General features: G+C 47.8%; 13 protein-coding genes. 3 read left to right on the top strand and 10 right to left on the bottom strand.

Features of this window, described 5'->3' with window-relative positions; translation table 11 throughout:
• Nucleotides 1–223: 223 nt before the first annotated feature.
• The 3 genes from BTJ40_RS06475 (at nucleotide 224) to BTJ40_RS06465 (ending at nucleotide 3928) form a co-directional block, all read left to right on the top strand.
• Nucleotides 224–3214, top strand: a complete 2991-nt coding sequence (locus BTJ40_RS06475) for a YdbH domain-containing protein (RefSeq protein WP_108732322.1) — start codon at nucleotides 224–226, stop codon at nucleotides 3212–3214.
• 181 nt (nucleotides 3215–3395) lie between these two features.
• Complete coding sequence (locus tag BTJ40_RS06470; protein WP_108732321.1) at nucleotides 3396–3590, top strand: YnbE family lipoprotein; 195 nt, start codon at nucleotides 3396–3398, stop codon at nucleotides 3588–3590.
• An 11-nt stretch (nucleotides 3591–3601) separates the two neighbouring features.
• Entirely contained in the window at nucleotides 3602–3928 is a 327-nt protein-coding gene (locus BTJ40_RS06465) for a YdbL family protein (RefSeq protein ID WP_108732320.1), read from the top strand.
• A gap of 91 nt (nucleotides 3929–4019) precedes the next feature.
• On the opposite strand, the gene rpoS is transcribed toward BTJ40_RS06465, so the two are convergent.
• From rpoS to kdsA, 10 genes are all read right to left on the bottom strand, one after another.
• Nucleotides 4020–5066: an RNA polymerase sigma factor RpoS gene (gene rpoS, locus BTJ40_RS06460; protein ID WP_238152149.1), complete on the bottom strand. Its 1047-nt coding sequence runs from the start codon at nucleotides 5064–5066 to the stop codon at nucleotides 4020–4022.
• Nucleotides 5067–5265: 199 nt separating this feature from the next.
• Nucleotides 5266–6018, bottom strand: a complete 753-nt coding sequence (locus BTJ40_RS06455) for a peptidoglycan DD-metalloendopeptidase family protein (RefSeq protein ID WP_369974281.1) — start codon at nucleotides 6016–6018, stop codon at nucleotides 5266–5268.
• 203 nt (nucleotides 6019–6221) lie between these two features.
• On the bottom strand, nucleotides 6222–7184 hold the full coding sequence (locus BTJ40_RS06450) for a DUF368 domain-containing protein (protein ID WP_108732318.1): 963 nt from the start codon (nucleotides 7182–7184) through the stop codon (nucleotides 6222–6224).
• On the bottom strand, nucleotides 7181–7852 hold the full coding sequence (locus BTJ40_RS06445) for a protein-L-isoaspartate(D-aspartate) O-methyltransferase (protein ID WP_192879383.1): 672 nt from the start codon (nucleotides 7850–7852) through the stop codon (nucleotides 7181–7183). The genes BTJ40_RS06450 and BTJ40_RS06445 overlap by 4 nt, the downstream gene beginning before the upstream one ends.
• Nucleotides 7853–7917: 65 nt before the next feature.
• The gene (truD, locus tag BTJ40_RS06440) at nucleotides 7918–8880 is read right to left on the bottom strand and encodes a tRNA pseudouridine(13) synthase TruD (protein ID WP_108732317.1); all 963 of its coding nucleotides are present in this window, start codon (nucleotides 8878–8880) and stop codon (nucleotides 7918–7920) included.
• On the bottom strand, nucleotides 8873–9358 hold the full coding sequence (ispF, locus tag BTJ40_RS06435; protein WP_202862866.1) for a 2-C-methyl-D-erythritol 2,4-cyclodiphosphate synthase: 486 nt from the start codon (nucleotides 9356–9358) through the stop codon (nucleotides 8873–8875). Before ispF ends, truD begins: the two co-directional genes overlap by 8 nt.
• Nucleotides 9358–10077, bottom strand: coding sequence for a 2-C-methyl-D-erythritol 4-phosphate cytidylyltransferase (ispD, locus tag BTJ40_RS06430; RefSeq protein ID WP_108732315.1), 720 nt, complete (start codon nucleotides 10075–10077; stop codon nucleotides 9358–9360). The genes ispF and ispD overlap by 1 nt, the downstream gene beginning before the upstream one ends.
• Nucleotides 10074–10364, bottom strand: coding sequence for a septum formation initiator family protein (locus BTJ40_RS06425; RefSeq protein WP_108732314.1), 291 nt, complete (start codon nucleotides 10362–10364; stop codon nucleotides 10074–10076). Before BTJ40_RS06425 ends, ispD begins: the two co-directional genes overlap by 4 nt.
• Nucleotides 10365–10459: 95 nt before the next feature.
• On the bottom strand, nucleotides 10460–11746 hold the full coding sequence (gene eno, locus BTJ40_RS06420) for a phosphopyruvate hydratase (protein WP_108732313.1): 1287 nt from the start codon (nucleotides 11744–11746) through the stop codon (nucleotides 10460–10462).
• 142 nt (nucleotides 11747–11888) lie between these two features.
• A complete protein-coding gene (gene kdsA / locus BTJ40_RS06415; protein WP_108732312.1) occupies nucleotides 11889–12734 on the bottom strand; it encodes a 3-deoxy-8-phosphooctulonate synthase in 846 nt (281 codons plus the stop codon).
• Nucleotides 12735–12785 lie beyond the last annotated feature (51 nt).

The raw sequence follows: 12785 nt of genomic DNA, 5'->3' as shown, positions 1-12785 counted from the left end.
ATCAATACAAGTAAAAGTACGATCCGCCTAACATTTTCATATAACTTAGGTTTAAATCCTAAATGGTTGCAATTGGTTACAAATGGTAGCCAGTATAACTTATCCAATCTGATAAACTCGGCGGTAGATAGAAGCAAGGTTCTAAAGCAGCCCTGCTCTTACCTTTTAATGAATAATAGATGTAAGTTTGAGCTAATCTCCTTTGGGAGTTCTGAGGTTCAGTGTGAGCAAACTCCGTATTACCATCATTACCCTGGCTTGCTTTTTAGTCTTTCTTATAACAGCCAGTTGGTGGAAAAAAGATATTGTTGCCTCGCAGCTAATCAATATTTTCTCTGGAGAAGTGGTTATTCAGGAATTGACCGGATTACGACTGGGCATTAAAGAGGTATCTATTAAAGAAGTCCGTCTAAAATCCAGCATAGATAGTGATATACTCCTAGAGGGAGTGAAGATTGTTTATCCTTTCCATATTATTTATGACCGTGATAACACTCAAAAAATTGAGCTTTCAATAGAAAAGCTAACCCGAAGTATGCAAGTTGGAGATTCTACAATTGAAGCCGTTACTTATAAACATCCCCCCGTAAAAAATGTCACCAACAACAAAATATTATCCTTAAGCAGCATAAGCCAAAATTTAATTCGCTTTCTACCTGGTAAAGTACTAGTTAAAGAAATGGCGTTCGATAGCCTTCTGACCGGCGGCCCCTTAAATATAGTACGCAATGATGTAAATATTCATGCCGAAACCCCATTTAGACATCCTCAGCTCGGTAAACTTAAATTATCACTCAAAGCTGAATTAGGCTCATCAGAAATTAAAATATCCCCCAGAATATTATCGAAAACTTCAAAAAATCTATCCGAAGCCAATATAACTATTATCAGAAAGGATGCTGATACATGGACTTTAAATAGTAGAGTAATATCAAACCTGGAAACTATATCCCCACTTGTAGAAATAATTAAGCCCCATGTAAATAATCCGGCCAAGTTAACAGCGTCAGGTCATTTAGAAGCTACCGGTAGCATTAACCTACCGGATAATCTGCTATTGAAATCAAACTACCAGGATTTTAAGCTTCAGCTTAGCGGTAGCGGGTTAAAGGCCTCAATTCCTTACAGTCCCATTAGTTCTACTATAGAAACTTACTTATCCACGAAAAGTCCAATTGAAATAGGGGCTAAATCACTACTCCCATTTAAACCCCAATATATCAAAGGAAATGGTGAACTCGATATTTCCTTAAGGATAGATGAAACCACCGAAACTCCATTAATCAAAATGGATTTTTACTCAAGCACATCAGCCACAGCCCCAAAACTAGAGACTGAAGGTACTTTTTATCTATCTGGTGCAAATACTGTACTTAACTCACCTCTATATCTCAGGCAATTCCCGGCTCTACCACTAGATATCACCGAAGGGGAAGTCGCATTCAAGGGTGAACTCCAATTAAGCTCACTCAGCAATATAGCCGATCCAGAGATAAACAACTTTAAGTTAGAATTGATCCCCGGAAAAACAGTTATTTTAGATATTTCAATTCCCACATCGAATAAAAATTTACCGCTAAGCACTACTGGATTACGGCAAAGCAGGCTTCAGGCAAATATTGAAGACAACATTTTCATCATAGGCGATCTAAGTATTCCAGGCCACAGAGATATAAAAATTACAAGAGGAGCTATAACTGCAAAAGTAGATTCGACCAATAGTAACTCTTCATTATTAATGGCAGCTGACGATATCCAGTGTTACCTTTCAGGTATTACTACTTGCAATTTTGAACTGGAGACAAGGGTCCCAAAGCTTGTTGATCAAGTCAAAAAACTCACGATCACGAATCTTCACTCAACTGCAAAAATACAGATCGAAAGCAGCCATGTAAACCACAAATTAAAATTAGAAAACATTAAGGTATCCGCTGAAAAAACAAATGCTACAGAAGTTAAGATTAGCAACCTTGAAGTAAAAGTGCCGACGGTAAACTGCAAAATAACTGGGCTTATAATCTGTACCAGCCCCAAAATAGATAGCCAGCTCGGAAAGATTACTTCCGAGCAATTCTCCCTCTCAGGACAGCTCAACCTTATCGAGAATAGTGTTAAGATAAAAAATGGGGAAATAGACCTGGAGAGTAATTTTGAAGCCCTCGAGTTAGAGGTAGAGACTCCGGAAAACTACTCTGTTAATTCTTCAGCCAAAGGTACACTATCCTTACAAAACAACAAAATAACAAGTCGCAGCCAAATTGTGGCGGGTACAATAAAAATTGATTTAAGCGGCCATTACAACCTATTAAAGTCTTCTGGGGAAGTACAAATCTCTATTCCTGATATTGCTTTCGACTCTAATCATACATTGAGTGATACCATCAAAGGGCTCCCTATCAATATCGTATCCGGAAAACTAACAGCTGGAGGCTCCTTATCTTTGCCAACCCAGCCAGGAGATACTATTCACGTTAATATGGCAGACATCGCAGTGATATTTAAGGATAGTTTTGCCACTGGTATTACAGGGGACCTGAAAGTAGAAAATACAGCTGGGCACTGGGTCACACCAAATCTGATCCCTCTCTCAATAGAATCCGTTAACGCAGGTTTACCAATGGAAAATATCCAGTTGTCACTGCAGTTGGATAAACAACAGGATATTACTTTACATAATTTTTCTGCCGACTTTTTACAAGGCAAAGTAACTTCACCGGCCCTCGTTTGGAATCTCGATAAAAAGACTCGCAAAAGTACTGTGAATGCTCAAGATATTTCTCTGGAGGCTTTGGCCCAAGAGACTGGCTCAGGAAATTTTGAGGCAAGTGGATTTATCGACCTATCAATACCCTTAGTTATTGGAGCAGAAGGCATCACTGTGGAGTCAGGTCAACTCCAGGGGGAAGCTCCAGGTGGACACCTGCGTTATTACGGAGCCTTTTCTCCCCAGATGCTGGCAAGTAATCCCCAACTCAAGCTGATAGCCAATGCGCTGGAGGATTATGAGTTTCGAACGTTCAAAGGCAGCATAAACTACCTTGCAAGCGGGGATCTCCAACTCCAGCTAAAGCTGGTTGGACGCAGTGAAGCTATTGATTCTGAACGGGACTTGATAATCAACCTGAACCTTGAAAATAATATCCCCGACATGCTGCGGTCACTCCAAGCCAGCCGCGACTTAACCGAAACCCTGGAAAAGCAGCTGGACCAATAGGTCTGGAGTAAAGTAGCCTTCATTTGCAAGTACAAACCTGCTTGGTTCATCACTGGTTAAGGTTGACCCAATAGAATACCTGAGTCTGCCGGCATCCAATAAACCTGCTGAACCAAGCAGGCAACACGGGCTAGGTACAAAAAGTAAAAGAGTACCAAAGAGGTACTGTGAGGAGTGTCTAATGAAAGCCAGCCGACTGATTCCTTTAGGGCTGCTATACGCTATGGTTGCTACAGGGTGCACCCCCACTGTAGCGGTAAAGGCTCCCAGCGAGCCTATTACAGTAAACCTGAATGTTAAGATCGAACACGAGATTCGGGTCAAGGTGGATAAAGACCTGGATAACTTATTTGATGACAAGGAAGGAATTTTCTGAGGAGGCAAGATATGAAGACATTGATGAAAGCCTTTTTGGCATTGAGCATACTAATCGCCCTGCCCGCAATGGCAATTTCCCTGAATGAAGCCAAAAGCCAGGGGCTGGTTGGAGAAGCCAATAGCGGATACATCGCCATTGTAGATGCCAGCTCCCCAGAGTTGGAAAAACTGGTTAAGGAAGTTAATGCCAAGCGTAAGGCTGCTTACGCTCGAATTGCTGAGCGCAATAAAATTGATATTGCCCAGGTGGCAACACGAGCAGCTGAAAAGCTGGAATCTCGCTTATCTCCAGGAGAGTACTACCAGGACAACCTGGGGCGCTGGGTAAGGAAGTAATTGCCAACAGGCCTCTTCCACTCATTGAAGAAAAGCGATAAATAACCCCACTACCAGTACTTGGTTGTGGGGTTATCAGAAGGAGAAGAGACTACAAATTGCCAAATAGGGACTGCCCGTCGAGCCCCTGCTTCTCCATAACTTCTCTTAAGCGCTTCAGTGCATCTACTTGTATCTGCCTTACTCTCTCCCTGGTGAGCCCTATTTCACGCCCGACTTCCTCCAGGGTGCTCGCTTCAAATCCACGTAGACCAAAGCGCCTCGATACGACCTCACACTGCTTGTCGGGAAGCTCTCCTAACCAGCGGTTGATACTGTCAAAAAGATCACTGTCCTGCAGCAGCTCTGCAGGATCAGATTCATGCTGATCCGGGATAGTGTCCACCAAAGTCTTCTCGGAGGAAGGCCCAATGGGGGTATCCACAGAAGTAACCCGCTCGTTGAGTCCAAGCATACGCTCAACGTCTTCTACCGGCTTTTCCAGGAGGTTGGCGATCTCTTCTGCAGAGGGCTCGTGATCCAGCTTTTGCGCCAGTTCACGTGATGCCCGCAGGTAAACATTTAGCTCCTTGACGACATGGATGGGCAGGCGAATAGTTCGGGTCTGATTCATAATTGCCCGCTCGATCGTCTGACGTATCCACCAGGTAGCGTAAGTGGAAAAACGAAAGCCTCGCTCTGGATCAAATTTCTCCACTGCTCGAATCAGGCCCAGATTGCCTTCCTCAATAAGGTCGAGCAGTGCCAGACCTCGACTAACGTAGCGGCGAGCAATCTTTACCACGAGGCGAAGATTGCTCTCGATCATTCGTTTTCTTGCCGCAGCATCTCCACGCAAAGCCTTGCGCGCGTAATACACCTCTTCTTCTGCGGTCAAAAGGGGGGAAAATCCAATTTCATTGAGATAGAGCTGAGTAGCGTCGAGATTCTTCTGCAAATGGCCATCGCCATCCAATCTACAAACTCTACTTTTCTCTGCCTGGGAGGGTGCGGAATTTGCTTTAGCCGCAGATTTCCGCGAGCGACTAACACCTGCTTCAGTTGAACCTAATTTCTGCTCATCATTTTCAACGTCTAACTCAGGAGGAAAGTCTTCTGCCTGGCCAGTCATAGACTGGTCTTGCCGTTGTGCTTCCATTTCCCCTGCTCCTTGTACTTTGCCAATTTCAGCCGCACAACACACTCGTGCACTGATCAGACAACTATCAATGCCGCGGGCATGTGGCGACAGCCACTGAATCGGCTGACCCTGGGATGGCCACGATTACAGTGACTACCTCAAGTGGTACTAGTTAAAAGTCCATTTTTATTTACAGAGCTTTACTGCGGCCACGAACTTACGGTAAGTAGGCAAGAGGGTCTACTGGCTGACCGTTTTTGCGAATCTCAAAGTGGAGCTTGTTGCGGTCGGTACCACTCGAACCCAGTTCCGCTATCCTTTGCCCCGCTTTTACCCTGCTGCCCTCCTTTACGAGCAGCCGGTGATTGTGTGCATAAGCACTGAGGTAAACCTCATCGTGCTTGACGATCAGCAGCTTTCCATAACCTCTCAAGGCGCTTCCTGCGTAGATCACGGTGCCATCAGCCGCTGCCAGTACAGATTCTCCCTTTTCACCCGCGATATCAACTCCCTTACGCAGCGGGTCTCCAGAGCGGAAGTGACTAATCACTTTCCCCTTGGCGGGCCAGCGCCAACTGACTGATCCACTTCGCCGGGATGTAGTTGTCTGGCGCTTCGTACTTGATGTTAAAGATTTTTTAGCGGTAGTAGGCTGTGTCGTCTTTGGCTTGGTCTTCGTAACTGGCACTTTTTGCTTGTTTTTTGCACTGACAGTGCTCTTGGTTGGCACAGAGCCAGCCAGCTTGATTCTCTGTCCCGGGTATATCTGGTAAGGGGAGCGGATGCCATTTATCGCTGCTAAGTGGCGAAAGTCTTTACCGTAACGCCAGGCTATGGAATAGAGGGTATCCCCCTTACTAACCGTATGATGAGTAATCTTGATGCTGGGTGGCTGGCGCAGGGAGCTTGAAGGAGCCTTGTGGCTGGAACAGGAGGAGATGGCCTGCAGCAAAATCAGCAAGCCTAATATTTTTAACACCCCCCATAAACAATGACCGATTTTAGGGAGTTTGTTCCGCCAACATCGGCGCTCAAAAGGTTGCAAAAGATGACATTCCATTATTCTCTTTTTACATCAGACCACGGCATTTATGGAAAAAGTGTCTAAAGAAAAGCTCCAAAAATGTCTGAAAAAGCTTGATAAAACGCTGCCATACCGAGATTTTCCAGACCTTATTGCGGAGTGGCGCAAGACTTCTCTCTGTGCCCCCTGCCAAAGAAGTCTACAGCGAGGACTAAGATCATTGCCACTAGAGCCGCACTGATTGCACTTCCCAAATGGGCATTGTTACCAGTCTGTTCGGCAAAAGTTAACGGAGAAGTATTGGATAACATTGGAGCCAATTTGCTGGAGACCTCTATTCCCCCAGATTCCGGCAACTTCCAGGGCCAGATAATCTTTAAACTACCCAATAAAACCCCGGCAAGAAATGCCATTGTCCTGGCTATATACTTGCGCATCAACCAGGACAGCAATCGGCTGAAAAGCATTAAGCCTATTGCAGCCCCTGCAGCAAAGCACAAAAGATTTGCAATTTGTAAGTTGTGAACCGCAGCCAAAACTTTGGGGTAAATCCCAATTAACAGCAACAGGAAAGCACCAGAGATTCCCGGCATGGCCATAGCACATATTGCCAAGGCTCCAGACAGAAACAATGTCAGGGGCGTTGCCGGTATTTCCGAGGGGCGCATCTCGCTCACTGTAACTGCAAGCGCAATACCCAGTACCAGAAATACCATTACGGATGGTGACCACCGCGGGATATTTCTTACAATAGGAACAATTGAGGCGAGAACCAGACCAAAAAAGAAAGACCAGACAATTATTGGGTAATTTTGCAGTAAACCACTGATCAGGTGAGCCAGGCTAAAAACACTTAGCAAAATCCCAAGGAAAAGGGAGAGTAAAAAGCCCCCATTGATATAGCGCCAAGTGGACATAAACCCCTCTTTCCGCCACAAAGTAATACAATGCGGGCCGATTCTACTGAGGGAGTCCAGAAGCTCCTGGTAAATGCCGGTTATAAAAGCGATGGTTCCCCCAGAGACACCGGGTACCACATCGGCAGCACCCATTGCCATTCCCCGAAGTAAGACTCCGGGATAACGACTTTTCAGAACCTCAGAAAATCTCATCGAACCACACCACCCAGTAAAGGCACGAAGCGCACCGCTTCCAACTTTTCCACATCAAATTTATTACTGTCCTCACGGCGAGTCACCATCGTCAGGTATTGCTGTTCAGCACCCACCGGAATTACCAAAACCCCGTTGGGCGCCAATTGCTCTCGCAACTCATCGGGAATTATTGCAGGTGCCGCTGCGGCCAGGATTGCATCATAGGGCCCCTCTTCCTTCCAACCGAAGCCCCCACTACTGAGCTTGTACTCTACATTGTTGTAACCCAGCTCTCCCAACCTATGGCGAGCAGTTTCCAATAGAGGTTCGACACGCTCAACGGAATAAAGTTGTTCCACCAAACGGGCAAGAATGGCCGTTTGGTAGCCAGAGCCAGTGCCCACTTCCAGCACCCGGTGTAGAGACTTTGCTCGACTCAGCAGGAGTTCAGTCATACGGGCAACAATGTAAGGCTGGGAGATGGTTTGGCCATAACCGATGGGCAAGGCGGTGTCCTCGTAAGCTCGAATAGCCAGAGCTTCATCCAAAAAAAGGTGTCGAGGGGTGGATGCCATTACATCCAGCACTTCTTCATTAGAAATCCCCTCTTCCCGCAATCGCTGGATCAAGCGATTGCGGGTTCGCTGGGAAGTCATTCCCAGACCTTCTTGTCTCAAGCGATCCATATTCTCTTTTTGTCCATGATTTGTAGAACAGCACCAGTCATTTAGGGAGCCTCTGAACCTAAATTTTATGTACGCTGTTTAACATTGACCAGCTGAGCTATCTCCCGCAGCAAAGCCGTAGCAAAAGTACCCGGTGGCAAGGCGAACTCGACGATCAAGTGATCACCTTCCCACTCATAACGAAACGCCTCAGGGGATAAAATCATGGCCCGGCGTTCCTGGCTAAGACCGCAGTGCTCCAGCCAGTTGCACCAAGGCTGCCACGGAGACAACACTTGCTCCTCCAACTCTCCCTGGGCATCCGTTGACAGGTTTCTACCGCGCCCCCAAAGAGGCCCGGTTGGGTAATCTTCAGGCTCTCCAACGAGGGGGCTCTGCCAGGTTCCGGTATTGACTCGTTCAGCCAAAATCTGATTGAACAGCCAGCTACGGGCAGCAGACATGGCGAAGGCCTTTTCGCTTTTGCGGCAACGACCGTCCTCTTCAGCTAAGTTTTTTGCCAGGCTAAGGTTATTGCCATCAATCCCAAAGCGCTGTTCACCGAAGTAATTGGGTACTCCTTTGGGGATCAGCTGAAGTACTTCTTCTGCTTTGTCCCGATCACCTTCTACATTGCGCAGACGAATCCTGAAGCGATTCCCCATATGCTCACCGCGACGCAACTTGCGTGGTCCCCGGAAGGCCTGGAGCAATGAAATTTCATCGCTGTTAATTTGCGACCAGTCTGCCTCTGGCTTTTGTCCAAGCCATACACTGAACCATTGAGTGGTAACAGCATGTCGGTCTTTCAAACCATAAAAGCTGACATCCCGGCTTTGCACCCCGGCTAACTTCGCCAACTCCTTGGCAACCCAGGCGGTATTTGCCCCGCGCTTTTTAACCTGTAAGTAAACATGCTCACCTTCTTTATCAGCCGGTGGCACAGCCAGTTCATCGACAATAAAGTCTTCCGGTTCTGTGCGAAAATCACCAGAAATTACCGCACCCCCGAGCGCTCGGGGCCAATCCAGATTCCAAACTTCAGACATCTTTGCGCTCTAATAAAACGGTAGCTTGCGCGGCGATACCCTCACCGCGACCAGTAAATCCAAGCTTTTCTGTAGTGGTTGCTTTGACACTGATCGCATCGCAATCAACACCACAGTCAGCGGCAATATTGACTCGCATTCCATCGATATGCGGAGCCATCTTGGGGGCTTGGGCAATCAACGTCATATCCGCATTAACCAGGCGATACCCTTTACTATCGATTAACCCAACAACATGTCGAAGCAGGTTTCTGCTATCTGCCCCGGCAAACTGTTCATCGTTGTCGGGAAAGTGTTTACCAATATCTCCCAAGGCCAGAGCACCCAATAAGGCATCCGAGAGGGCGTGCAATAAAACATCCCCGTCAGAATGAGCTACCAAACCATACCCATAGGGGATTTGTACTCCTCCGAGCACTACGTGATCACCAGGGCCAAATGCGTGCACATCAAAGCCCTGGCCTATTCGAAAACTCACTATCGCTTATCCTCAGTCGGGGAGTAGCGCAGACGTAAAATAGTTTCTGCAATTATGATATCGGCGGGGTGCGTCACTTTAATATTGTCACTATCACCTGCAACCAATTGCGGTGAATGGCCAAAAAATTCCAGTGCACTGGCTTCATCGGTTACAGCAATACCCTGCTCCAGGGCTTTACCAAGGCATGAGTGCAAAGTGCTGAGAGGGGCCCGTTGCGGAGTTTGCGCCAGCCAAATACTTTCCCGGTCAACCGTTTCTTCCACACAGGCTACACCGCCTGTCACGTGACTGCGCTTTAATGTGTCGCTCGCGGGGCGCGCCAAAAGTGCCATTGGTGAGACTTCGTCACAAAGCAAAGCGCAGATATCGCGCTCAGACACACAGGGTCGTGCAGCATCGTGGACTAAAACCGGGGTATCACCGCTTTCACGCTCCGCCAGGAAATCCAGAGCGGACTGAACAGAGTCCGCTCTCTCAGCTCCACCAATGACTGTGTGTACCAAGGGGTGGTTTGCTTCTTTCAGGTGAAGGAAGTAGGTATCCTGCTCCGACAGCGATACTACAACGCCGGCCAAGCCTGGCCACCCAAGAATATTTTTTAAAGTCAGGGATAGCAGTGGTCGCCCGAGCAATGGCAGGTACTGTTTCGGGCGATCGGCCCCCATACGTTTGCCAACGCCGGCAGCGGGTACAATGACCCAATAATCCTTAATCAATTTTCAGCCTCTTCCTTCTTATCCAGGAAGATAAACAGTGTTTCCCCTTCCTTGATCAGTCCCAGGTCATAACGGGCTTTCGCTTCCACACCATCTGTGCCAATTTTCAAACTGCGGACTTCCCTGAACAGTTGACGGTTTTCCCGCACCAGCGCGATATTTTTTTCTTGCTGTTGGGCTAATTGACGCTTGAGACGTGTAACTTCGGCGAGACTACCTTCACCAACCCAAAGTCGGTACTGGGTGGCGAGGAGCATAATGGTGAGTATTGCCAGCAGCCATTTCATACGAGATTACGATATTTCGCTTGTTCGTATTTATAGCACTACAAAGAGGGGCTGGCCCCTCTTTGTAGTGCTTGCACGCTAATTCAAATAATAGATTACTTGAATTCAGCACGGCCGCGATAAGGAGCGGAGCCATTCAACTCAGCTTCGATGCGCAGCAGGCGGTTGTACTTGGCTACGCGGTCTGAACGGCAAAGGGAGCCGGTCTTGATTTGGCCAGCAGCAGTCGCAACCGCCAGATCCGCAATAGTGGTATCTTCAGTCTCACCAGAGCGGTGAGAGATCACAGCGGTGTAGCCTGCATCTTTAGCCATTTTAATCGCGTCCAGAGTCTCGGACAGGGAGCCGATCTGGTTGAACTTGATCAAGATGGAATTACCTACACCTTTTTCGATACCTTCTTTCAGGATCTTGGTGTTGGTTACGAACAGGTCGTCGCCTACCAGCTGTACTTTGTCACCAATCTTATCGGTAAGCACTTTCCAACCATCCCAATCGCTCTCATCCATACCGTCCTCAATAGACAGGATCGGATAGTTGGCAGACAAGTCGGCCAGGTAGCTGGCAAAGCCTTCGCTATCGAACTGCTTGCCTTCCCCAGCCAGATCGTACTTGCCATCTTTGTAGAACTCGGAAGAAGCGCAGTCCAGAGCCAGAGTAATATCATCGCCCAGGGTGTAACCAGCTTTTTCTACAGCCTCAGCAATCACTTTCAGAGCTGCTTCGTTGGAAGGCAGGTTAGGAGCAAAGCCACCCTCATCACCAACCGCAGTATTCAGACTGTTGCTGGACAGTACTTTTTTCAGGGAGTGGAAGATCTCTGCACCTTGGCGCAGGGCTTCGGCAAAAGACTCAGCTTTAACGGGCTGAACCATAAATTCCTGGATATCCACATTGTTATCAGCGTGCTCACCGCCGTTGAGGATATTCATCATCGGAACCGGCATGGAGTATTCACCCGGAGTGCCATTTACCTCAGCGATATGCTGGTACAGGGGAATATTTTTGGAAGCTGCAGCTGCTTTTGCGGCCGCCAGGGAAACCGCCAAAATTGCGTTGGCGCCCAGGTTAGCTTTGTTTTCAGTACCGTCGGCATCGATCATCGCCTTGTCCAGGACGCGCTGATCGGTAGCATCCATACCTTTCAGCAAGTCGGCGATAGTGGTGTTGATATTCTCAACCGCTTTCAGGACACCCTTGCCCAGGTAACGGCTTTTATCGCCATCGCGAAGTTCCAGCGCTTCACGGGAGCCAGTAGAGGCACCGGAGGGTGCACAGGCGGAACCAATAGAACCGTCCTCAAGGATTACATCGGCTTCAACGGTAGGGTTACCGCGAGAATCCAGTACTTCAAAGGCTTTAACAGCGACAATCTTGCTCATTTACAATGGGCTCCGTATTGGTACTTACTGAAAATAGGTTTTCGTAAATCAGACTTTACGCACTTTTGCTACAGCACTCAGGCTAAATAGCAGAGGGGAAAGTGCCGCGCGCCCGATCAGGGCGCGCAAAAATATCTCTTTTTTATTTCGTATCCAGCGGCTCAAAGCCTTTGATCAGGTCATCTACCGCTTTCATCTGCGCCAGGAATGGCTCCAGCTTCTCTAATGGCAATGCACTGGGGCCATCACACAATGCTTTGTCTGGATTCGGGTGTGCTTCCAGGAACAGGCCGGCAATACCGATAGCCAAACCTGCACGGCCCAGCTCAGTTACCTGTGCACGGCGACCACCAGAAGCAGCACCGGAAGGATCCCGCATTTGCAGTGAGTGGGTGACATCAAAAATCAGCGGCGCACCGCCAGAGGCATTGATCATGGTGCTGAAGCCCAGCATATCGACAACCAGGTTGTCGTAGCCAAAGCTGGCACCGCGCTCACACAAAAGAATATTTTCGTTGCCGCACTCAGCAAATTTCTCCACCACATTTTTAACTTGCGGCGGGCTCATAAACTGAGGTTTTTTGACGTTGATCACTGCACCAGTCGCTGCCATAGCTGCGACCAGGTCAGTCTGGCGGGCCAGGAAAGCCGGCAGCTGAATAATATCCACGACTTCGGCAACCGGAGCAGCCTGGTGTACTTCGTGGACATCGGTAATCAGGGGAACCTTAAAGGTGTCTTTTATTTCCTGAAAAATCTTCAGGCCTTCTTCCATTCCCGGTCCGCGATAGGAATTAATGGAAGAGCGATTGGCCTTGTCAAAAGACGCTTTAAAAACATAGGGAATACCCAGTTTTTCAGTGACTTTTACATAGTGCTCAGCCACCTGCATCGCCAGGTCGCGGGACTCCAGTACATTCATACCGCCAAAAAGCACAAAAGGCTTATCGTTAGCGACCTGAATATTTCCGACTTCAATTGTTTTCACTGTCAGCTCCCTGTCATCTCACTCCCAGTCACTGGAACCGGAAGTGGAATT

Origin of the sequence: Microbulbifer sp. A4B17 (genome assembly GCF_003076275.1) — a bacterium.
In the GTDB taxonomy this organism is placed as follows: domain Bacteria; phylum Pseudomonadota; class Gammaproteobacteria; order Pseudomonadales; family Cellvibrionaceae; genus Microbulbifer.
This window is presented reverse-complemented; position numbering and strand designations above follow the sequence as displayed.